Origin of the sequence: Amycolatopsis vastitatis (assembly GCF_002234595.1) — a bacterium.
Lineage (GTDB): Bacteria > Actinomycetota > Actinomycetes > Mycobacteriales > Pseudonocardiaceae > Amycolatopsis > Amycolatopsis vastitatis.
Map to the genome: position 1 here is coordinate 15,595 of NZ_NMUL01000085.1, position 22,976 is coordinate 38,570.

Genomic DNA, 22,976 nt, shown 5'->3' on the forward strand with positions numbered 1-22,976 from the left:
GCGGGAGCTCACACCTGGGGCATACGCACAGTTCGGGACGGGGAGGGACATGCAGGGCAGCTTACGTGGAACTCAGTTCAACAAGCTACTGATCGGACAGGCGTTCTCCTTCTTTGGAGACGCATTGATATCGATAGCATTGGCATTCGCCGTCCTGCAGATAACCAAGTCGCCGGTCGCACTCGGAATGGTGCTGTTCGCATCACGCGGGCTCCTTGCCGTCTTTTCCCTTTTCGGCGGAGTCCTCGCAGACCGATTCAACCGCAAGACCGTGATGCTGAGTGCCGACCTGGCACGCATGGCGATCCAGGCGATTACGGCAATTTTGATCCTCACTGGCGAGTGCACGATACTTGCACTCGCCATCCTTCAGGCGATCAGCGGAATCGCCACCGCGTTCTTCAACCCAGCTTCCATGGGAATAATTCCAGAGATAACCCCCAACGAATCACTACAGCAGGCAAACTCGCTCCTGGGTCTCTTGAGGAACGCAACCGGGATCGGTGCATTGGCAGCATCCGGCGCCCTGGTCGCCACCACCGGCCCCGGGATCGCTTTCGCCATCGACGCCGGAACATTCCTCATAAGCTCGATCGCGATTTCACTGCTCAAGAAGCCGCGATCCGAACACGGTCGACAACCAACGACGATCTTCGCCGACCTCCGGGACGGCTGGCACGAATTCTCGTCAAAGAAGTGGATTGTCGCCGCAGTATTGCATATCGGACTCCTGAACCTTGTCGCGCTTGCCCCTTTCTTCGTGCTCGGCCCACTGGTTGCGGACAAGCAATTTGGCGGCGCCCCCGCATGGGCCGCGGTGGCCATCTGCTTTGCACTCGGCGCCATCGCCGGAGGCCTGCTTGCCACGCGAATTCGCCCAGCTCGACCGCTCATTGCCGCCTTCTGCGCCGTTTTCCTCATCGCCCCACAACTACTCGCCCTGGCAATACCGGCGCCACTTTTCGTCATCTGCATTGCCGCATCCCTCGGAGGCCTGCAAGCCACTCTGTTCGAGGCGACCTGGCTGACCACGGTGCAGCGCAACGTTTCGGGCGAGCTCCTATCACGGGTGAACTCGTTCGAGCTGCTCGTCACCACCATCTTCGCACCTGTCGGATATGCGCTTGCAGGCCCGGCAGTCGAACTACTCGGCACGCGCTCCACGCTCATCATCGGTGCCGGCTGGGTGGTGATCTCCACAATCGGAGTGTTGACGCTACCCAGCGTCCGGACCCTCACCTGGCCGGAAGAAAAACTCGAGAAACAGTCAACGGCGAGCAGCGTGAAGTGATAATCAAGCGGGACGGCGTTCAAGGAAGCGATGCAAATACGCTGTAGACACTACTGCCAACGAATGCGCGAGCCTGACTGATATCGATCCCATACCCTCGGTCGGACAGGCGTCGTGCAACTTCTTCAACTCGGCCGTGAATGTCATGCACGTCGACGAGTAGACACTTGATCGCACTCCAAGCCTTATCGGAAATTCCATCAAGAACGGACATCTCCCCCCTCTCCACGTCGATCTTCACCAAATCGACCACCTTGAGATCGAATCCGCCCAGCACCGACTCGAGTGTCGACACGGAGACTTCTTCATACTCACGAATACTCCACAGACCTCGAATGTCATCGCGACTCGACGGCTCAACTTCCAGATTCCGAAGAAGACAGTCCAGGTTGCCGCGCTCGTCGATGTCATCCGAATACAAAGTCGAGTGCGCCGTCATGAGCGGGTGAACAGCAAGCCGTCGCATTTCTTCACGTGCACCGAGTGCCCGCTTCAATGCGACCGCACCCGGAAGGTGTTTGGCCAGATTGTCGACCAAACATCGAAAAGTACGCAAAGCGGGCTCACAGGCGATCACGTGTGCCCGCGGAAAACGGTCCGCGAGGTACAGTGACGATATTCCGACGTGGGCGCCGACATCGATCACCACGGGGGCCTCCCCCAGCGCGGACATTGCCCAGGAGAAGGACCGGTCCTCACGCACCTCTGCCCAGAGCGACGCAGCTTCGTCTCGGCTGGGACACAACACCTCGCGCCCGTCGGGCAACACCAGCACTTCCGTGTGATCAATCATGCGACCACCCCGTCAGCCGGCCGCGGATGAGGTGAATTTGACCGGCAAGCGGCACACACCGTAGACAGATGTGATATCCGGAAACCATTCGACGGCGTCCTCGTCGAGGACTTCGTACGACGGCATCGCCGTCAGCACTTGCTCGACCATGGCCACGAAGAGACCTCGAACCAGTGCGGCACCAGGACAGTAGTGCACGCCGCGACCGAATGCCACGTGCTCACCGGTGGCACGACCGGGGTCTATCTCGTCCGGAGAACCGAATTTCGCCTCGTCGCGATTGGCCGAGGCCCAGCTCAGCAGCACGCGCTCGCCACCGCGCAGGTCTTGCGCACCTACATGCGTACCGCCGGCGGCGGTCCGGCATGTGCTCTGAACCGGCGAAACCCAACGGAGGTATTCATCCGCAACCGCCGAGATCGATCCAGGGTCATCGATCAGCTTAGCGCGCAGCCGCGGCTGCTGGGACAGGTGCCACAATGCGGTCGCGGTGAGCGTGGACGTCGGATCGATGCCCAGCAGCAGCAGGTACGACATCGACACGATGTCCTCGTCGGCAACCGGGGCGCCGTCGATTCGTGCGGCGAGAAGGTGGGCCATCAGCGGGCCGGCCCCCTTGCCCGACCGTGCCACGTCCATCGCCTCCAAGATCTCGAGACACGCCATCTGGACGCCGTAGCGGGCTCCGTCCAGATCGTGTGGGGCGCTCAGCAGCGCATGGTGGATCATCGCCGTGACGTCCCGCCACCGAGTCTCGGGTATTCCCAGGTCGCGCAGGGTTACTACGGCGGGCAGCCGCAGAGTCAGCACGTCGACGACATCGCACGTGCCCGAACCGGCTGTTTCAGCCAGCCACGAAGAGGCGAGACCGCGGAATTCCGAGAGTCTCGCGGCAACCCGATCGGCCGTGTAGAAGGACCAGATCAGCTGCCTGTACTTGAGGCTCTCCGGGGCGTCCATCTCCAACGGCGCCATCCGGCCCGCTTGCCCCAGTGGTGGAATCGTCACCCCTTGCACGGTGTCGGCCGTCAAGGGGTAGCCGGTGGTCAGCACCTCGTTCCGCGCGGCATCGACGACATCAGCGTAGCGAGCGGCGACCCAGAACCCGCCCCAGGCGTTGCTCCGTGCCATCGGGCACGCTTTGCGCATCAGACGGTAAGCCGGATAAGGGTCGCGAGCGAAACGCGGGTCGTGTGTGTCGAAATCATCCAACGCAGCGCTCGCCGAGGAGTCACCCAACTTGCGAATATCATCCGTTTTTCCCGGTTCCACGATACCCCCGACTTGACTTCGCCTCCGACACTCGCGCTATCCACACTATCCAGATGACCTCCGGGCAGTCCATGAACCCGGATAAGCGATGTGGTGGTCCTCGACCCGCCCAGTAAGCGCTCACTGGCAGGCGACAGCGGACCACAATGGCGTGAATCAGCACGTCACGGACGGTTGCCAGGGCGCCACCCGATCAGCGGTATCCCGCCAGGATCACCGGCTCCTAGCCTCGAAGACAGTGGTCAACATGCGACTATCTTGTTGGCCAATACATTGAGGGGGATGTTGCCGTCAATGAAATTGACTGAGCGTTTTCAGGTTCTTTGCCAGGCCTTCATCCGGATCGACTGACACAACCATCGATCGACGGGCAATGGCCAGCGACAAAACCGGGGGAGACCATGCTCGATGTCTTGGACTGCCTTGTCATCGGATACAATGAAGGCGATTTCACAACCTCCATTGACACCGCCCGCAGCAAGGGCGCCGACTCCCCCGAGTTCCGGGTTCTGCAGAAGAACTACGTAGAGCTCGATGGACAGCAACTCACGTACCTCGACCTTATCAACAGATTACTTGACGAGAAATCGCCACGAGCCGATGGTGCGCGCCACCACTACAACGTTTCCGAAGTCCCCAACCTCGCCGCGGTGTACTTGGCCGCGAACATGCGCAGCAGAGGGTTCCGTTGCGAGTTCGTGAGCTTGTGGAACGCCGAGCGCGACGCCGTTGTGGAACTCCTGGAAACCAAGACGGTCCGCTGCGTCGCGATCACCACGACTTTCTACCTCACCCCGTTCCCGGTGATCGACATCGTTCGTCAGATCAAACTGGCTTCGCCCGGCACCATCATCGTGGTCGGCGGCCCCCTGGTCATGAACCTGCAAGACGAAGCCATGGGGGACGATCTCGACGACTCGCTTCGCTACATCGGCGCGGACGTGTACGTCGCCGAGTCCCAGGGCGAACGAACTTTGGCCGATCTTCTGTCGGCCCTTCGCCACAATCTGCCTCTGGACCAGGTCCCGAACGTCTACCTCGACAGAGCCGGAGCCTTTCGCCTGACGACCCGGAAACCGGAGAACAACTCCCTCGACGCATGGGCCATCGACTGGTCCCTGGTCACCGACCGCCCTCTCGGGCCGACCCTGCAGACGAGAACGGCACGAAGTTGCGCCTTCAAGTGCGCCTTCTGCAACTACCCCACCCGGGCCGGCGCGCTGACCTTGGCCAGCATGGACACCGTTGAGCGCGAACTGACCCAGATGGCGAAACTCGGAGTCACCGACGTCGTCTTCGTCGACGACACCTTCAACGTTCCGCCTGGGCGCTTCAAAACGCTCATATCGATGATGATTGAGAAACACTTCGAGTTTCGCTGGTACTCCTATTTCAGATGTTCCAACGTGCGAGACGAGTCCATCTTCGACCTGATTAAGGAAAGCGGCTGCGCAGGCGTCTTCCTCGGCGTAGAGTCCGGAGACGACGCCGTCCTCAAGAACATGGACAAGGCAGCGCGCCGCGATCAGTACATCTGGTCGATCAAGAACCTGAACGAGCGCGGAATTATTACGTTCGCCTCCTTCATCGCGGGTTTCCCCGGCGAGACGGATGGCACGATCGAGAACACCATCGACTTCATCAACACGGCTCAGCCCAGGTTCTACCGGATCGAACCCTGGTGGTACAATCACCAGTCACCGATCCGCGCACGTTCCGCTGATTTTCGGCTCGAAGGTGGCGGTTACGCGTGGAAGCACGCGAGCATGGACATCCACCAAGCGGGCGACGCAGTCGACCGGGTGTTCAGTCAGGTCCGGGGATCGACGTGGATGCCGATGCAGAACTTCGACTTCTGGTCTCTGCCATACCTGATGGGTAAGGGCATGACGAGTGACACCATCCTCGACTTCTGCAAGATCTCCCAGCGCCTGCTCGCATCCGAGAACCGTGAATCCCGACGAGATCAAACGTCGCGGTACCGCCGGGAATTGCTTGACTTGATGGAAGACGTCCGCATGCTGCCGTCCAAGTACCGGACCTGAGCAGTCAGCGTTCAGGTGGAGGAGAGCTACATGCCGGCAGCGAGAGCGGAGCGCCAGATGAGTGGCGGTGCCACAGATGACGACCGTGACGGCCGGCCGCTCACCACATCGACGGATCACGTCGCCAGGGTCGCACTGAGCGCCCGGATCGGCGAAGAGACGGCGTACACAAGGATCCTCGCCGACATACGACGCAGCAGGAATGCAGCGCCAGAGGGCCTTCACAGCAGTCTCGGCTCGCGCTCACGCGACAACCGCTCGCTGCACCGGAGCATCTCCGAGAGCCTCGCGGCCGTGTCCGCCGGTCGCGGCAATTCGGCCGGGCGTATCGGCGGGTGGGAACGGGAAATCGGCGCCGCCGCCGGCACAACCGTCGCTCTTTTCGGCCGGCTGGTCGACGCCATCGTGCTTGAGCAGATTCTCGCCGCGATGTCGCGACACGCGACACTGGACGCTGCCGGGCTGTGCGTCCGATACCCGGAGACATGGCCGCCGCAGCCGACGGAGTTGACGGCCGCCTACGTCTATCTCGACGCGATGCACCTCTCGGTCATGAGCGCCTGGCGCCCGGCCTTCTCCCGCACGGTTCGGAAGGTCTTCGTTCAGCACGCCGAGGACGTCGGCGCGGACAATCTCCGATACCTGGTCGAGACAGCCGTCGAGACAGGTGCCGAGGTGAAGTTCTGCCATGCCGCGCCGGGGGCCGGCCTGGTCGCACTGGGCACACCACGGGCCCAACCGGCCACGTTCGACTCCCAGCTGCTCACCCTGGCGCCCGACGTGGCCTTACCTCGCCCTTCGGGCAGGTGGCGCCGGACGACCCACGCTTCCGAACTCGTGATCACCGGCGAGCTCGCGGAGACACCACCGACCGCGACGGGCGTGCTCGCACGATGGGAGAACAACACCGAACTGACGTTCGCGGGTCTGGCACCGATCAGGCGGGAGCACCAGGGCTACACCATCGACATACGCCACCTCGAGAACACGATCGCGGCCTGCAACGCGATCCTGCGGGTGTCCGTCGTCGAGGTCCCGGACCGCACGCCACAGATCGTGGCCGTCTGCTGTGCCGCACCGGGACGAGTGGACGAAGCCCGCGCCGGCGTCACGTCTCGTCTCCGCGATCTCCCGGACTACGCCACACCGGGTCTGGTGTTCGTCACCGACCTCGGCCGCCTCGCGCGCTGGTCCCCCGCCCACCTACGCGACTTGGTTGCTCAGGACGCTGCACACACGTCGGTTTCGCACGAAGCGGAACATGTCCTGGACGTCGTGAGGGACGCTTGGCGAAGGGCGCTCCGGATGCCGGACGCACCAGCCGACGAGTCGAACTTCTTCGCTGAAGGCGGCAACTCCCTGCAAGCCGCCTCGATCGCGGCAGCCCTGCACCGCAAGCTCGGCGTCGACATCGATTTCGCTCTGCTGCTCAGCTGGCCTGTGCTCGTCGAGTTCGCTGCCGAGGTAGCACGTCTGAGCGCGGTCAAGGACGACACGCCGATGGACCCCCGCAGGGCCAATACCTTCGAAAGCTCCTACGAACAGCTGCAGCTGTACCTGCTCGAGGCGCGGCACGGTGATGCCAGGATCAACAACACCGCATGCGCGTGGCGCTTCGACGGCACCATCGACCGCGGTGTCCTGGCCGAGTCCATTCGATACGTGGTCGAAAGGCACCAATCGCTCCGGCTTCGCTTTGAAGAGGCGGACGGTCGCCTCCTGTGCACCGAGGTACCGGACGCATCCCTACCCGCCCTCCGCACGCGGGTTGTCACGGGCTTGAGCCACGACCCGGCCGGCGCCGTGCAGGACGAGATCAATCGAGGCTTCGACTCCCACCGCGGGCCCTTGGCGAGGTTCGCCCTGTTGATCGAGGAGACGCCGGAGACTCCCGTATCACTCTTCGTGATCACGATAAGCCACCTGATATCGGACGCCGACTCGCTGCGAATCATCGTCGCTGAACTCAGTCACGCGTACCGGCAGTTGAAGAACCAAATGACGCCCAGTCTGCCGGCAGCGAGAAGCTACCACGAGTACGCAGGCCGACAGCATGATACACCGGCCGAAGAACTCACGAGGAAGACCGGCTACTGGAGTGATGTCTTCCGGCGCTACACGGGACCGCCGCCGTGGCGTCGGCAGTCGACGGCCGGCCACTACGTCGCGATGGGCGCACCCGGGCAGTACGAGCAGGTCTCGGACCTGAGCGCGCGAAGTTCGCTCAGCGTCCACAGCGTTCTCCTTGGCGCATATTCACTGATGCTGGCGGCGGTCAAGGACACCGAAACCGTCGTCATCGGGTTGCCGACCTCAAGCCGCGGTCCACAATGGGCCGGCTCCACTGTCGGGGTGTTCGCGAACCTCGTGCCGGTCGTCGTCGATACCGGGCCGGCGTCCCGCTCCGACCTCCTCCGAGCAGTCGACGGCCACACCCGGACGGCTGTTCTCAACCGGCTTCCCTACCACGAGGTGGTGACCTTGTTCCGGCAGACCACCAGGAGCACCGACGATCCGGTCGACAACCTTTTCTCGCTGAACCACGCGCCGGTGGACCGGATCCAGCTGGGCGAGGCCGTCGGCACCTTCGTGCCGGCCTACGTGGACAAGTGCGAGTTCCCCCTCGGCGTCGGCGTTGAACGCGCCGATGACGCACTGCGTGTCTTCTTCGAGTACGACACCGGGATATTCACCACGAGCGACGTAGCCGAGATGGCCCGGCGGTACTTCGCCGGCGTCGATTCGTTGGTCGAGCACCTCGAACGGCGAGGAGCCGGATCGTGATCGTCCTCGGGTACAGCGGCGTGCACGGGAGCGCGGAGTTCACCGCGAGAAAATTCCCCGACCTGTCAACTCGATCCCAACGGTTCTCCCAGGGATACGATTCGGCGGCGGCGATCATCGTCGACGGCGGGGTCGAGTTCGCGATCGCCGAAGAAAGATTGGTCGGCCGGAAGGCGACCGGCGAGTTCCCGGTGCGTGCGATCGAACTGGCCCTCGACAGCCTCGGCCTGACACCGCGCGACATCCACACCGTCAGTCACGGGTTCAACTTCCGCCGGCACAAGGCGTATGACGCGAACTCGACAGCACGTGAGCGCTACGACGAGGTGTACTCGCCCCAGACGCAGGTGGCACTCATCCGCGAGCTGTTGGGCGAGGAGTGGAACGGGCGGTTCCAGCCCGTCGAACACCACCTGGCCCACGCGGCGAGTGCCTTCTACCAGAGCGGGTTCGACCGGGCGCTCGTGGTCGTCGCCGACGGCATGGGCGAACAGGAAAGCCTCACGGTCGCGACCGCCGACCGCAACGGTATCGTGCCGATATCGCGGGTCGGCGCAGCCCATTCACTGGGCGTGTTCTACAGCGCCATCACCCACCACCTCGGTTTCGTACCGGCGATGGACGAGTACAAGGTGATGGGGCTGGCGCCTTACGGCGATCCCGCCAGGTACATCGATGCGCTGCGCGACCTGATCATCCCGCTCGGTTCGTATCGCTTCTCCATTCCCTTGCTGGCCGCGGACACTTCCGAACGAGACCGTGTCACCCACGCCTCCTTGATGCGGCACCTCGGAGAGCGCATCGGCAGCCCCCGGCAGCCCGGCGAGCCGCTCACCGAGTCGCACGCCGACCTCGCCGCCTCCCTGCAGGCGGTGTTCGAGGAGAACCTGATGCGCATCCTCGAGAACGGCAGGGCCGGCACCGGCATGACGCAGCTGTGCCTGGCGGGGGGAAGCGCGCTCAACTGCACCATGAACAGCCGCGCACTCCAGAGCGGCCTGTTCGACGACGTCTTCGTCCCGCCCGGCGCGGGTGATGACGGCACCAGCGTGGGTGCCGCCCTGTTCACCAGCGCGGCCTCGGGCGAACTGCCGCACCCGGCACCTCGGCTCGACATGCCGTACTGGGGGCCGGCCTATCCGCACACCTCGATCCGGGACGCACTCCTGACCCACGACTTGGACGTGCAGGAGATAGCGGGGAAGGTCGCGAAGGCAACCGCCGAACGACTGTCCGAAGGCGAACTCGTCGGATGGTTCCAAGGAAGAGCCGAGTTCGGGCCTCGTGCCCTGGGGAACCGCAGCATCCTCGCCGAACCGTCCCGTCGGGCGACCCGCGACCGCCTCAACTCGGTGATCAAGGAAAGGGAGCAGTTCCGGCCGTTCGCCCCGATGGTCACGGCCGAGCACGTGCACGACTACTTCCGGCTGGGCCGGGCGCGTCCCGAAGCCTTCCACCACATGCTGTTCGTGGCCGAGGTCCATCCCGATCTGGCCGACTCACTCGCCGCCGTCATCCACGTCGACGGCACAGCACGGGTCCAAGTCGTGACGCAGTCCGGTAATCCATTGCTGTGGGAGCTGCTCACCGAATACGCGCAACTCGGCCACCCGCCGATCCTGCTGAACACTTCGTTCAACCTCCGCGGCCAGCCCATCGTGACGTCCCCGCAGCAGGCCGTCGACACGTTCTGCCGGTCGCAGCTGGACCGGTTGGTGATCGGTCCGTACAACGTGCGTCGCCGCACTGTGCCCAAGGACAGCCGATGAGCCGGCTCCGCGACGACGTCTCCCCCGCCACACTGGCCGAAGCCATCATTTGCCAGGCCGGCCGGACACCGGACCGCGTGGCCGTTGTCGCGGGGGACAGGTCCTTGACCTACACACAGCTCGCCCACGACTCGACGACCGTTGCCATGGCCATCGGGCATCGATCACCACGGAGCGGCGCGCCGGTGGCCGTCGTGATCGGACGGCAACTCCCAGCGATTTCCGGGATCGTCGGATCGATGATCGCGGGGCGTCCCTTCATGCCCATCGATCCGACGGACCCCCCACACCGCATCGAACGCGTGGTCAAGAACGCCGAAGCCGAGCTCGCACTGGTGACCACGCAGACCTCGGCACGCGTACCCGAAGACCTCAGGCTCAACATCGACGACCTGACACCGGGTTCCTCCGCCGTTCCGCTCCGGCTCCGCGCCCACCCGGACTCCGGTGACATCGCCTACATCATTCACACCTCGGGCTCGACCGGACAGCCGAAAGCCGTCGCGGTCCCCCACCGTGCACTCACCGGTTTCGCCGCGGCTCAACACGAACTCGTGCGGTCTCTCGACCTACTGGGCCCGCCGGCGGTCGCGCTGAACGCCTCGCTGGCGTTCGACGCCTCGCTCCAGGGCCTCGTCCTCCTCGCCCGCGGTGCGACGCTCCACCTCCTGCCGGACCGGATCAGGCTCGACGGTCCGCGGCTCAGGAGCTACCTCCGGAACCACCGGATCGACCTCATCGATTTCACGCCGAGCCACCTTCGCGAGATGCTGTCCGACCTCAGCGGCGTCGGCCACGGCACGAGGAAGCTGCGGATCCTGCTCGGCGGCGAATCGATCGACCCGGATCTCTGGGACCGGCTCCGGGCGGATCCCACGCTCCAGGTGGTCAACGTCTACGGTGTGACCGAGGCCGCGTGCAACAACCTGCAAGCACCGGTCAGCGAGTCTCGGACACCGAGCAACGGCAGGCCGCTGACGCATTGCCATGTCCGCGTGCTGGGCGAGCGCCTCGAGCAGGTGCCCGATGACGTCGTCGGCGAACTGTGCATCGGCGGTGACGGTCTTGCGCTCGGATACCTGTCGGAACCCGGGCTGACAGCGGAACGGTTCATCGCGGATCCCTACTCGGACCGTGCGGGCGCAAGGCTGTTTCGAACCGGGGACCGCGCGCGACGGGTGGGCAGCCGGATCGAAGTACTGGGACGGACCGACAACCAGATCAAGTACCTGGGTCACCGCATCGAAGTGGAAGAGATCGAGGCTGTTCTGCGTCGCCACCACCTGGTGACCGACGCACTCGTCCGGGTGGAGGACCGGAGGGGAGCACAGCTGCTCGTCGGGTACGTTTCGGCTCCGCACCCGCTCGACCGGAAAGAGTTGCGGGACTTCCTGCTCGACGAGGTGCCCCACTACATGGTGCCTGCCGAACTCACGCGGGCCGCGCACCTGCCGAGAACGCGCCAGGGCAAGATCGATCGTGCGGCCGCGATCGAGCCGGCCGCTGCGGAACCGGGCCGCCAGGCCTTCGGCTCACGCCCATCGCCTGCGACCCTGGACCGGCTCGGCCGCCTGTGGCGCCAGGTGCTGCCCGATCTGTCCCCCGACGACACAGCACTCGACTTCTTCCAGCTCGGCGGGGACTCCTTCCTCGGCACCGACCTGGTCACCAGGATCGCCGACGAGTTCGCGGTGCCACTGGACTACGCGGACCTGGTCCAGGCGCCGACCCTCGACGAACTGGCGGGACTCGTCGAGTCGAGGTCACCGGGGCTACCGACGACGGCCGACACGGCAGTCGCCGCGGGCCGGCGTCTCCCGCTTTCCGCAACGCAGCAGGAGATGCTGCACCACGAGGCTATTGCGGGCGTGGACGGCCTTTACAACCTCGCCGTACTCACGGAATTCTCGGTACCGGTCCGAGTCGAAGCGCTGCGGATCGGGCTCGACTCACTGACTCGACGGTACCCAGCCCTCTCTTCGAGCGTAGGTGACGTCGGAGGCAGGCCGCATCTGGTGCCCCGCCACCAAGAGGCGTTTCCGTTCGGCACGCTCCCTGCCGCCTCGTCCGGCGCCGAACCCCTGATCCGCGATCTCGCCCGGACGCCGTTCGACCTGGCCCGCGGTCCCCTCTGCCGGGCGTACGGCTTCACCGCCGAGGGTGTGGTCACCCGCCTGCTCCTCGTCTTCCACCACGCCCTGTGCGACGGACTGTCCGTCGACGTCCTCCTCGAATCACTGCGCACCGCGTTGACGACGCCTCCGGAGCGAACCGGGCGCCGGGAAGGGAATGAACCGGCCCCTGCGCCGGCCGTCGGCACGGGACCGGCCGGCCGCGTCGCCGCCGACGTCGCCGCGCACTCAGACCGGTTGTACCGCGCGCCCCAGCTGTCGACCCCCGCACCGGTCATGCGTCGACGCAAACGCCAGAACTTCGCCGGTGGCATGTACTCGTTCGCGGTTCCCGGCCGGGTGAGCGAGGCCGTGGACGCCTACCGGCTCACGCGCGGGCTTACCGCGTTCCAAGTCATGCTGGCGGGTTTCTACGTCGCGATGAGCGTTTGGACGAGCAACGACGATCTGGTCATCGGCGCGCCCTACGCGAACCGGAAGTCGACGGAGGAGATGCAGGCGGTCGGCTGCTACGTCAACATGGTCCCGCTACGCCTGTCGCTGTCGGGATCCGACACGTTCGAGGAGATCTGCCGGCGAACCGTCACGGTCGTGGCCTTCGGGCACCGGCACGTCACCGCCCCCCTCTCCGAAATCACCCGCGCACTGCAGCTCCCCCGGTCGGGCAGTCACTCCCCCCTGTTCCAGGTCACCTTCTCTGTTCAGCGAGAGATCGGCCACCCATCGCACGACGTCGGCGCGACCGGTGGAGCAACGGTGTTCCGGAGTGTCCGGGTCGTCGACAACCACCTCTCGAAGTACGACCTCATCACCACTTTCTATGTTTCGGAAGGCCACATGCGCGGCGAAGTCACCTATCAAACCGACCTGTTCGACCGTGCCGACGTCACTGCCATGAGCCACGAGTACCTCGAGCTGCTGCCGGCACTACTCGCGGACCCGAAGAAGCCGATACAGGAACTGCTGTGATCCGCCGGACGCACGAGTAGTACCCGTCAGTGACAGAAAGGCTTGTAGACATGGAGAAGCAGCCGCACGCGGTCGATTGGCCGGTGCACTGGCGAGGACAGGTCACCCGGCGGCCGACCGCACCGGCCATCCTGTCCGGCAGCCGTGTCCTCACGTTCGCCGAAGCGGACCGGATCACGACCCGGCTTCGTGATTCCCTCCTCGGATCGGTGGCCCAGGAAGGTTTCGTCCGGCTCGACTGCCGCGATCGCGTCTCCTTCGTCCTCGCTGTCATCGGCTGCCTGCGGGCCGGAGTGGCCTTCATGCCCACGTCCAGCTGGACCCTCGACTCGGCGCGACCGGAACTGTCGTGGTCAGCGGCCTCGGCCACCATCACCGCCGCGGCTGAAGCCGAGTTCGACATCACGACGGCAGCGTCGGCCGGCCGAGAGAGCCGGCGGCCGCCGTCCGGGGCACCGCTGTCCACCGCTCCCGCCTACGTTTACGTCACCAGTGGTTCGTCAGGTGGACCGAAGCCGGTGTGCGTCTCGCGAGGCGCTCTCAACGCCTTCGTCGCCGGCGTCGTCGACATGCTCGGCTTGAGCCCGGATGACCGTTGGCTGCAGAACGCCCACTTTTCGTTCGATGTGGCGCTCGAAGAGTGCCTGCCCGTACTGGCCGCGGGCGGCACCGTCGTTTGCCCATCGGGAGTGCAGCCGCTGGAGCCGCCCGGCTTGCAGCAGGTGGTGCACGAGCGAGGGACGACGATCGTGGAGCTGACGACCCAGCACTGGTACCAGTACATGGACTGGCTCCTCGAGTCACGGCTGTCCCCGCCCGGCTCGCTGCGGCTGCTCGTCGTCGGCGGAGAACGCATGGACGCCTGGCGTTACCGGGAATGGCAGGAGCGCGGGTTCACCCCGCTCGCACACGTGTACGGGACCACCGAGACCGCGGTCAGCTCGAGTTTCTACCTCGGCCGTGTTCGCAGCGGCGATCCCGACGTCAGCCTCGGCCGGCCTCTGCTCGGCCAGCGGTACACCGTCCACGACGAGAACGGCCGGGAAGCCTCCGCAGGCGAGCTGTGGATCAGCGGATCCAGCGTCGGCCTCGGCTACCTCGGCGATCCGGCGCTCACCTCGGCGAAGTTCGTGCCGGACCCGCAGGGACCGCCGGGGTCCCGCGCCTACCGCACCGGCGACTTGGTCGAGCGGCTTCCCGACGGTGGCATCGTCTTCCGGGCCAGGACCGACGACCAGATCAAGATCCGGGGCCACCGGATCGCCCGTGCGACCATCGAGCTCGCTGTGGAGCAGCTCGAACACGTCGACCGGGCGGTGGTGATCGCTCATCCGGCCGAGCCCAGTTCACTGGTCGCCGCCATCACCTCCACCACCGCGGGGGACGGCCGCGGGATCCTCGAGCCGGCACTTGCCGAAGAAATGCGCCGGGCAGTCGGCTCGTCCCTTCCCGAGTGGGCGGTTCCGCAGCACTTCTTCTCCATCGGCTCGGTCCCGACGACCACCAACGGCAAGGTGGACCGCACGGCCATCGCCACGAGGTTCTCGACCGCGATGAGCCGGGTTCAAGCCCGGGACGATGCCGAGCCGCCCTCGGCGGACGGAGAGCTCGTCGCTCACACGCTGCGGCTGTTCAGGGAAGTACTGGGCCGGGCCGACGTCCTTTCCCAGGACGATTTCTTCAGCGCAGGCGGAAATTCCATTCTCGCCATGAAGGTCAGCGGTCGCCTGGCCCGGGAAACGGGTCGGCCGGTGCTGGTCACCGATCTGTATCGGAACCCCACGGCGGAATCCTTGGCCAAGCTCATCGAAGGCGCCCCCTGACGGCCGTCTCGACCAGCCGGCACATCGACCAACGAAGGGTGGCACGGAGTGCACGACAGCAGCAGCGCCGCCGACCCCGCTGAGGTCACCCAAGCTCACCTCGGGCCGGATGAGCTCCTGCCCCTCACCGCCGTCCAACGCGCCATTCTCGGCCAGGAAGATTCGGCCGAGGTCGGCGTCGGCAACATCCCGATCGAGCTCGAGCTGCGCGGAGCCATGTCGGTGCCGCGCCTGCGGACCGCCCTCGACCGGCTCGTGGCTCGTCATGAGGCCCTACGCCTCCGGCTCGTCGACCGGGGCCGGGACACCTTCCAGACGATCAAGCCGCCCGAACCGGCCGGCGCGGGTCTCCTCGACGTCATCGACGTGTCTGCTCCGCCCGCCGCCTCCACCCTCGAAGCCACCCTGGCTCGAGAAAGCAAGCGACCGCTGAACCTGTACGCCGGCGAAGTCCTTCGCGCGCGGCTGTTCGTCGTCGCGCCGGAGCACCACATCCTGCTGCTCGTCGGCCACCACGTTTCGCTCGACGGCTGGTCGATCGACCTCCTCGTCGACGAGCTGGCGCGGGTCTACGCCGGCCAGGATCCCGCACCGGCGCCGAGCTGGCGGGATCACGCCGGGAACACGTCCGAGAAGGCGGACCACGAACGAGCCGTGGCGGCAGTGGGGCAACGGCTGCTGGACAGCCACCGGTCCTTCAACCTGGAACCGGATCACCCCGAGGCCGCGCCGGCCGAGGAGGCCGCGGTACTCGGCGAGGTGCTGCCCCCCGACATCTGCCGCCGGCTGCACGACCTCGAGCGGCGAACCGGGTCGAGCCAGTTCGTCGTCCACCTCGCCGTGCTGGCCGAGTTGCTCGGCGATGGCTCCGGCGACGGCGAGGTGGCGATCGCGACCCCCGTCGTCCAGCGTGCCCACCTCGACAGCCAGGACCTCGTGGGGCCGTTGACGGAGACGGTACCGGTCTTCCTGGCCGTTCCGGCGATCCCGGACGTCGACTCACGGCTGTTCGCCGCGCGCCTCGCGGTAGCCGACGCACTGGAGCGCGCCGACCTGCCGTTCCAGGCCATCAACCGAGCCTGTACGGCGCCTACGGGATCACGCTACCCGGCGGTTCCCATCAGCCTTGCCGTGGTCGGGACCCCTGAGCCGATCGAAGGGTTCGCACCAGCGCGGTGCGTGCTGCGTGAACCGAACTACCGGGCCTCCCGGTTCGAGTTCACGCTGCTCGTCGAAGCTGCCGACACCGACCGCATCCGGATCACCCTGCAGTACGACCCGAATCGTTTCGATCGGTCGACGGCGGACAGTCTCGTCGCGGGCTACGTCGCGCTGGTTCGCCGGTTGGTGACGCCCGCCGACCGGGCACGTCCCGCGGACCGAAGCAGCAGCGCAGAACCGGATCTCGACCTCGGCGGGCAGATCAGCACTCTCGCGCACCTGGTCAGCGGGCTCGCATCGACCGCGGGTGACCGGCAGGCCGCAATCGAAGGCGAACGGCAGGTCACCTACCGAGAGCTCATGGACGCCGCGGTGTCGACCGCGTCCCACCTCGCCGAACGCGTCGGCCCACCCCACCACGACGCACCGGCCACTGCCGACATCGCCCTTGTCCTGCCGCGGTCGATCGGCTTCCTCGTGGGACTGCTGGCCACGCAGATCCTCGGCTGGTCCTTCGTCCCGATCGACCCGAACCTGCCGACGCGGCGGATCCAGCACATGCTCGCCGACTCGGGGGCCCGCGGCGTCTTGGTCCGTGACGAGGCCGAACGCGCTCGGCTCGGCCTGCCCGGCACCGTCTGCTTCCCGGTGACGTCACCCGGCGAAGCACGGAGGACCGCGCTACCGGTGACCAGCCCATCCGCCCTCTCCCCGGCCTACGTCCTCTACACCAGCGGTTCGACCGGCAAGCCCAAGGGCGTGCTCGTCCCACACCGGGCCTTGGATGCGCTCCGGCAGGAAATGGCCGCCCTCGACGTCCACGCCGACGACCGGGTCCTGATGGCCGCGTCACCGAGCTTCGACGCGGTCATCTGGGAGGTTCTCCTCGCGTTCACCAGCGGAGCGGCCTTGGCCATCGCCCCGCCCAGCACCGTTGCTCAAGGTGAAGATCTCGGCCGGTTCATCAAGACCCACGGGGTCACCGTGGCGACCATGACGCCGACCGTGGCCGGAGCGGTGCCCCCGAGTGATCTGACGCGCTTGCGCCTGCTCGTTTGCGCCGGCGAGGTGCTGCCGCGCCGGCTCGTCCAGCGGTTGACGGGGCTGCGCGTGCTCAACGCATACGGTCCCACCGAGGCGGCAGTGTGCGCCACGATCGGTGACGCCCGGCTCGGCGGGCGCCGGGTGCCGATCGGCCACCCCCTTTCGCGCACCACGGTGACGATCCGAGACGCCCGAGGCCGGCCGGTACCGGCCGGTACCGCGGGAGAGATCGTGATCTCCGGTCCCAAGCTGGCGCTGGGCTACCTGAACAGGCCGGCCGAGACCGAGCGCGCTTTCGTCGCCGATCCGGAAGGCGCGCCAGGATCGACGATGCTCCGAACCGGCGACATGGGCCGGTACGGGCCGTCCGGCGTCGAGTACCTGGGCCGCGGCGATCGGCAGGTGAAGATCCGCGGGCAGCGCCTCGAGCTGGAGGAGGTCGACCTCGCTGTCGCCGCGGTCGCCGGCCGGCCGGCCGTCGCCGAGTTGACCGAGGTCGACGGGCAGGTCGTCCTCGCCGCCGTGGTGCTGTCGGCACAGGAAGACCCCGAAGGCGCACGGATGATCGACAACACCGTGACGGCGGAATTTCACCGTCGGCTCGTCGAACGGCTTCCCGAGTGGGCGATTCCTTCGTTCTTCGTGTCGGTGGAATCGATGCCGATCGGCAGCTCCGGCAAGATCGATCGAGCCGGGCTGCGTGAGCTCCTCGCCGCCGCGGCGCGGCTGGGCAGCCAAGGCGGGGCGGCGGTGAAGTGGACCACCGTCGAAGCCGCCGTCGCCAGGAGCTGGGAGGCCCTGCTCGGCAAGAAGGTCGACAGCAGGGAGCGGACGTTCTTCGAGCTGGGTGGACACTCCATGTTGGTGGCGAAGGCGATCAGGGAGATCCGGGAGCTCACCCGGAAGGACCTTCCGGTCACCGAGTTCTTCGCCCATCCCACCGTAGCCGGGATCGCGGCCGCGCTGGAGAGGCTCACCTGATGGTTCCCGGCCCCGAATGCTTCCCCCACGACGCCGGCGAACCGACCGACGGCGTTCGCGGTGAGTTGTTCTGCCTCCCGTTCGCCGGTGCCGGAGCGCGGGTGTTCGCGCAGTGGTCCTCGGGTTCTGACGCGATCCGCATCCGCCCGATCGAACTTCCCGGGAAGAACACCCGGCTGCTGGAGCAGCCGTTCAGCGATCTGGCGAGTTGCGCGAGCTACTGCGCGGACGCGATCCAGGAGTACGGGACCGGCGTTCCCGCCGGGCTGCTCGGCCACAGCGCGGGAGCGGCCGTGGCGCTTGCCACCGCCCGGGTGCTCGAACAGCGGGGTTGCGCCGCACGCTGCGTCATCGCGTGCAGCGCCCTGCCACCGCATGAAAACGCCAGGTGGGTCGAGCGGAACGCGGCTGCCGTGCCCTCCAGCCCGCCGGAAACCGCGGACTTCCCGCCGGAGCTGCGCCGGCTGGTGAGCCGGGGATTCGAGGCGGACCTCGCCATGAGCGTCCAGCACCTCGACGGATTGCGACTGCGCCAGACCGAGGTGGTCCTGATCGCCGGCGAGGAGGAGGGGGAGCTCCGCAGCCTCGCCACCTCCTGGTGCGACGTCACACCCGGGCGTTCCCTTCGCATGGTGCTCGTACCAGGGGGCCATTTCGCGGTGACCGAAGCGGGCTACTGGGCTCGGATCGAACCGGCGGTCCGGGCAGCGATGGAGCCCCGTACCCGGCCACGACCGGAAGGGCCGCCGCAATGACCCGAGTCACCCTTCCCAACGGCATCTGCGTCGATGCCGCGGACGAAGCCGAGGTCGCCCTGCTGTACCGCGAGATCTTCGTCAACGCGTGCTACCTGCGTGGGGGCATCGACCTCGAGCCCGGCGACACCGTCGTGGACGTGGGTGCCCACATCGGCCTGGCGTCCCTTTTCTTCCACCAATGCACGCGCGATCTCCGGCTCATCGACATCGAGCCATCGCCACCGACCTTCGGCAGCCTCACCCGGAACCTGGCGGGCAACGGTGTCCGGGCAACGCTGCTGAACCTCGGCGTCGCCGACCGCGAAGAAGTGAGAGAGTTCAATTTCTACCCCTCGGCGACCGGCATGTCGGGACAGTACACCGATCCGGACCGCGATCGCGCACTCACCGCCAGGCACCTGGAGTCCCAGGGGATGTCGCAACGAGACATCGACGAGCTACTCGCCGATCGTTACCTACGGGTGCCCTACCGGTGCCGGGTATGCCCTTTGCACTCGCTGCTCGACGACCTCGGTGTCCCGGAGGTCGGCCTGTTGAAGGTCGACGCCGAACGCAGCGAGCTCGAGATACTGGAGGCGGTCCCGAGGCGCCGTTGGGAAACGATCCGCCAGGTCACCGCCGAGGTGCACGACGAACCGGGCCGGGTGGCCCGGGTCCACGAGATCCTCAGTGAGGCCGGCTTCACCGTCGACGTGCTTCCCAACGAGACGATCCCGATATCAGACGTGCTCCACGTCGTCGGCATCCGTCGCGGACAGACAGGCGGAACGCCATGCTGATCTCGTCGGCGAACCTCGCAGATCACACGATCCACGCCACCGACGCCCCCGAACGCACCTGGGCGGAACTACGCGAAACCGGTCGGATCGCCTGGAACCCGACGGGCGAAGCGACGGGGTTCTGGGTACTGACGACCTACGAGCAGATCAGCGACGCCTACCGGCGGCCGGCCGTGTTCTCCTCCACCGGCGGAATGACTCTCGACAGCCTCACCGGTGATGGTGCTCGTGCCGCGACGGCGGCGGCGGGATCCATGTTGGTCGTGAGCGATCCGCCGAGACACACCCGGATCCGGCGTTCCGTTCACGAATCGGTCGGCGCGCACGCGATAACCGCGCTACGACCGCGAATCGCAGCACTGGCCGACGAGCTAGTCGCCGAGACGGTCGATGCCGGCCCCTTCGACTTCGCCGATGTCATCGCGTCCCGGCTGGCTTCGGCCACCATCTGTGCGCTGCTCGGCGCACCCGAAAGCGACCACAGCCGACTCGGGCGGCTTGCGGACACCGCGTTCGGCACCTCAGCCTCCGAAGCGCACCCGGCCTGGCACGCCCGGGCCGCGGCGAACGCGGAGATTTTCGCCTACTACGGGGAACTCGTGTCCGCACGGCGTCGGCGACCACGGGGGGACGCGACGAGCAGGCTGGTCGGAACACACCGCTCCGGTGAGCGTCTGACCGACGACGAGGCCGTGCTGAACTGTCACGGCCTGATGCTCGGCGGGAACGAAACCACCCGGCACGCAGCCACCGCCGGCGTCCTCATGCTGGCCGACCGGCCAGACGTGCTGCGTCGGCTCCAAGACGGCGGAGTGGCCGACGCGGTGGAGGAGATACTCAGGCTCGCCGCCCCCGCTGCCCACGTCCTCCGCACAGTGCGCCGCCCCCTCCGGTTCCACGGCGTCGACTTCGAAGAAGGCGACCGCATCACGCTCTGGAACGGGTCCGCGAATCGGGACACCGCTGTCTTCGAGCGGGCCACCGACTTCGACATCGACCGCGCGAACAACCGCCACCTGGCGTTCGGGCTGGGAGCTCATTACTGCGTCGGCGCGGCAGTGGCGCGCATGGAACTCAACGCCCTGTTCCAGAGCATCGCCACCAGAGTGCGCCTGGTGTCCGGAGGGGGCGCTCCCACCCGGCTTCGATCGAACGTCATACGTGGCTACCAAGAGGCAGTTGTCGAGTTACACGGGAAGGGCAGACGTTGACCACTTCAGACATCGGAGCGCTGATCGCTGCCGCCGGTGACCACGTCCGGCACGACCGCACCCTGCCCGCGGAGATGTACACGTCTGCCGAGTTCTTCGCGACGGAGTCGCGCTGGGTCTTCCAGAAGTCCTGGGTGCCCGTGTGCCGCGTTCCCGACTTGCTGGCGGCCGGAGCAGGCTACACGCCGAAGGTGGTCTGCGGCGTCGAGGTCGTCGTCACCGTCGACGAGGGCCAGCGCATACGCGTTTTCCTCAACGTGTGCAGACACCGTGGGATGCTGCTCGCCGACCGTCCACAGCAGGGCAAGAAGCTTGTGTGCGGCTATCACCGGTGGAGCTACCGGCTCGATGGGGAACCCGCCGGCCTCCCCTTGGTCAGCCGCGAGGTCGATCGTGCCCGGTGCCGGCTGCATCCGGTGCGCCACGAAACCTGGCAAGGCTGGCTGTTCGTCAACCTGGCCGGCGACGCGCGTAGCCTCACCGACGAAATCAGCGGTCTTCACGAGGTGGTGGACGACGTCGGGCTGCCGACGATGCTTACCGCCGCCTCCCGCGAGTTCGTGTCGACGTGGAACTGGAAAGTCATGTGGGAGAACTACAACGAGTTCTACCACCACCTCGGTACTCATCGCGACACCCTCGAACCGCTGCTTCCCGCTGCCACCGCGTCAACTCTGGACAACCACGGCGAAGCGTGGAGCTGCACCACTGTCCCGTGCACCGAGCAGTACCTGTCGATGCAGCCGCTCACCGACCACCGCCGCACCCCCGACATGGCCCTGTTTTCGGTCTTTCCCCTGCTGTGCGCAGGATGGCAACCCGGCTCGGCCTTCTGGATGGAGATCATCCCGGAGGATGTCGTGCGGCACAAAGTCGTCTGGCACCTCCTCGTACCCCCCGAGAGGATGGACGACCCGAAGCTCGAGACCGAAATCACCCGAGTGATGGACGGACTCGGCGCCATCCACGACGAGGACATGAAATCCTGCACCTTGGTGCAACGAGGCCTGTCCAGTGCCTTGAACACGTCCGGCAACCTCACCGAGTTGGACAAGCCCATAAGCCAGATGCATCGATGGCTCGTCGGCCTCCTCGAGCATCTCAGCAAGGACGATCCGAGCTGCGGTGGATCAGGTCGACAGAGGAGCGCATGAATGACTTCCGTTTCGTCGGTTTCAGAAGGCAGCCTTCCCAAAATCACCGAACTTCAATTGACCGGCAACGAATCCGAAGAAGCGCACCGCCTCACCTTGGCGTGCGCCCGGCGCCACCCGGAAACCGACACATCAGATTTCCTGCGCTTCGCACGCACTCTGGCCTGTCGACTCCCGATGCGAATCCTTTCGTTCTTGGAAGAGTTTCGCCAGGCAGAGGACCTGCATGCCGCAGTCATCCACGGACACCACATAGCCACCGAAACACTGGAACCCACTCCGTCCACCTGGCAGAACGGCCGAACGCCCGGTTCGCGGCCGTACTCGTGGCTGCTCACCCTGCTTGCGTCCTGGCTGGGCGATGTCATCGGTTGGCAAAGCCAGCAGAGCGGGCGGCTGGTCACCGATGTCGTGCCGAGCCCGGGGATGGAACAGTCCCTGGTCAGCTCGTGCAGCGATCGTGAACTGTCTTGGCACACCGAAGATGCGTGGTCGGAGAGCCGGGCTGACTACGTCGGCCTCTTCTGCCTTCGCAACCCGTCGCACGTGGGCACCACCCTCTCGTTTCTCGACACAAGAGACCTTCCCCCCAAGATCTTGACCGTCCTCCAGGAGGCTCGGTTCGTCTTCGCGCGCGACGAGTCGCACACGGATGAAGAACCACCAGGGGAGACGAGGAGGTCGCCCAACGTCCCCGTGCTCACGGGCAACCCACGCTGCCCCCAGCTCCGCGCGGATCGCGACTTCATGGCCGAGCGACCTGGCGACGCCGTCGCACGAAATGCTCTCAGGATGCTGATCACCCAGCTGGACTCGAACCTGACCGACATCGCGCTCGCACCCGGTGACTTGCTGTTCGTCAACAACCGGATTGCCGTACACGGACGTCGGCCGTTCACACCCCGGTACGACGGAGCCGACCGCTGGCTGAAGAGGGTCAACATCGTTCGCGACCTTTGGCGCACGCAGGTCGACAGCACCGAAGAAAACAACCGGATTCTGGTGTAACG

14 protein-coding genes are annotated in these 22,976 nt (G+C 66.1%); 12 read left to right on the top strand and 2 right to left on the bottom strand.

The genetic code is table 11. From position 1 onward, the window contains the following. Window positions 1-49: 49 nt before the first annotated feature. Complete coding sequence (locus tag CF165_RS48110) at window positions 50-1,291, top strand: MFS transporter (RefSeq protein WP_093954300.1); 1,242 nt, start codon at window positions 50-52, stop codon at window positions 1,289-1,291. Between the two features lie 19 nt (window positions 1,292-1,310). On the opposite strand, the gene CF165_RS48115 is transcribed toward CF165_RS48110, so the two are convergent. Together CF165_RS48115 and CF165_RS48120 are read right to left on the bottom strand one after the other, a co-directional pair. After that, a complete protein-coding gene (locus CF165_RS48115; protein ID WP_093954301.1) occupies window positions 1,311-2,084 on the bottom strand; it encodes an FkbM family methyltransferase in 774 nt (257 codons plus the stop codon). A 12-nt stretch (window positions 2,085-2,096) separates the two neighbouring features. After that, a complete protein-coding gene (locus CF165_RS48120; RefSeq protein WP_143268896.1) occupies window positions 2,097-3,356 on the bottom strand; it encodes a cytochrome P450 in 1,260 nt (419 codons plus the stop codon). A 413-nt stretch (window positions 3,357-3,769) separates the two neighbouring features. Here CF165_RS48120 and CF165_RS48125 point away from each other — a divergent pair, with 413 nt between their 5' ends. From CF165_RS48125 to CF165_RS48175, 11 genes are read left to right on the top strand one after another with little or no spacing between them, the layout of a single operon-like run. Beyond that, window positions 3,770-5,401: a PhpK family radical SAM P-methyltransferase gene (locus CF165_RS48125; RefSeq protein ID WP_158226965.1), complete on the top strand. Its 1,632-nt coding sequence runs from the start codon at window positions 3,770-3,772 to the stop codon at window positions 5,399-5,401. A 30-nt stretch (window positions 5,402-5,431) separates the two neighbouring features. Continuing rightward, a complete protein-coding gene (locus CF165_RS48130) occupies window positions 5,432-8,185 on the top strand; it encodes a condensation domain-containing protein (protein WP_205661226.1) in 2,754 nt (917 codons plus the stop codon). Next, window positions 8,182-9,954, top strand: coding sequence for a carbamoyltransferase family protein (locus tag CF165_RS48135; RefSeq protein WP_093954305.1), 1,773 nt, complete (start codon window positions 8,182-8,184; stop codon window positions 9,952-9,954). Before CF165_RS48130 ends, CF165_RS48135 begins: the two co-directional genes overlap by 4 nt. Beyond that, window positions 9,951-13,055 (top strand): AMP-binding protein, encoded by a 3,105-nt coding sequence (locus CF165_RS48140; RefSeq protein ID WP_093954306.1) that lies wholly within the window; start codon window positions 9,951-9,953, stop codon window positions 13,053-13,055. The genes CF165_RS48135 and CF165_RS48140 overlap by 4 nt, the downstream gene beginning before the upstream one ends. Before the next feature lie 50 nt (window positions 13,056-13,105). Beyond that, complete coding sequence (locus CF165_RS48145; protein ID WP_093954307.1) at window positions 13,106-14,878, top strand: non-ribosomal peptide synthetase; 1,773 nt, start codon at window positions 13,106-13,108, stop codon at window positions 14,876-14,878. 48 nt (window positions 14,879-14,926) lie between these two features. Continuing rightward, the gene (locus tag CF165_RS48150) at window positions 14,927-18,064 is read left to right on the top strand and encodes a non-ribosomal peptide synthetase (protein WP_093954308.1); all 3,138 of its coding nucleotides are present in this window, start codon (window positions 14,927-14,929) and stop codon (window positions 18,062-18,064) included. Beyond that, window positions 18,064-18,819, top strand: coding sequence for a thioesterase II family protein (locus CF165_RS48155; RefSeq protein ID WP_093954309.1), 756 nt, complete (start codon window positions 18,064-18,066; stop codon window positions 18,817-18,819). Before CF165_RS48150 ends, CF165_RS48155 begins: the two co-directional genes overlap by 1 nt. Then, the gene (locus tag CF165_RS48160; protein ID WP_093954310.1) at window positions 18,816-19,601 is read left to right on the top strand and encodes an FkbM family methyltransferase; all 786 of its coding nucleotides are present in this window, start codon (window positions 18,816-18,818) and stop codon (window positions 19,599-19,601) included. Before CF165_RS48155 ends, CF165_RS48160 begins: the two co-directional genes overlap by 4 nt. Beyond that, window positions 19,595-20,812 (top strand): cytochrome P450, encoded by a 1,218-nt coding sequence (locus CF165_RS48165; RefSeq protein WP_093954311.1) that lies wholly within the window; start codon window positions 19,595-19,597, stop codon window positions 20,810-20,812. Before CF165_RS48160 ends, CF165_RS48165 begins: the two co-directional genes overlap by 7 nt. Beyond that, window positions 20,809-21,966 carry an aromatic ring-hydroxylating oxygenase subunit alpha gene (locus CF165_RS48170; RefSeq protein ID WP_093954312.1) on the top strand — a complete coding sequence of 386 codons (1,158 nt, stop codon included), beginning with the start codon at window positions 20,809-20,811 and terminating at the stop codon, window positions 21,964-21,966. The genes CF165_RS48165 and CF165_RS48170 overlap by 4 nt, the downstream gene beginning before the upstream one ends. Beyond that, the gene (locus CF165_RS48175; protein WP_093954313.1) at window positions 21,967-22,974 is read left to right on the top strand and encodes a TauD/TfdA family dioxygenase; all 1,008 of its coding nucleotides are present in this window, start codon (window positions 21,967-21,969) and stop codon (window positions 22,972-22,974) included. The last annotated feature ends 2 nt before the right edge of the window (window positions 22,975-22,976 follow it).

Bases quoted from the DNA above. Each gene is read 5' to 3' on its own strand.
- CF165_RS48110 (WP_093954300.1), top strand. From the start codon at position 50: ATGCAGGGCAGCTTACGTGGAACTCAGTTCAACAAGCTACTGATCGGA.
- CF165_RS48115 (WP_093954301.1), bottom strand. From the start codon at position 2,084: ATGATTGATCACACGGAAGTGCTGGTGTTGCCCGACGGGCGCGAGGTG.
- CF165_RS48130 (WP_205661226.1), top strand. From the start codon at position 5,432: ATGCCGGCAGCGAGAGCGGAGCGCCAGATGAGTGGCGGTGCCACAGAT.
- CF165_RS48140 (WP_093954306.1), top strand. From the start codon at position 9,951: ATGAGCCGGCTCCGCGACGACGTCTCCCCCGCCACACTGGCCGAAGCC.
- CF165_RS48145 (WP_093954307.1), top strand. From the start codon at position 13,106: ATGGAGAAGCAGCCGCACGCGGTCGATTGGCCGGTGCACTGGCGAGGA.
- CF165_RS48155 (WP_093954309.1), top strand. From the start codon at position 18,064: ATGGTTCCCGGCCCCGAATGCTTCCCCCACGACGCCGGCGAACCGACC.
- CF165_RS48160 (WP_093954310.1), top strand. From the start codon at position 18,816: ATGACCCGAGTCACCCTTCCCAACGGCATCTGCGTCGATGCCGCGGAC.
- CF165_RS48165 (WP_093954311.1), top strand. From the start codon at position 19,595: ATGCTGATCTCGTCGGCGAACCTCGCAGATCACACGATCCACGCCACC.
- CF165_RS48175 (WP_093954313.1), top strand. From the start codon at position 21,967: ATGACTTCCGTTTCGTCGGTTTCAGAAGGCAGCCTTCCCAAAATCACC.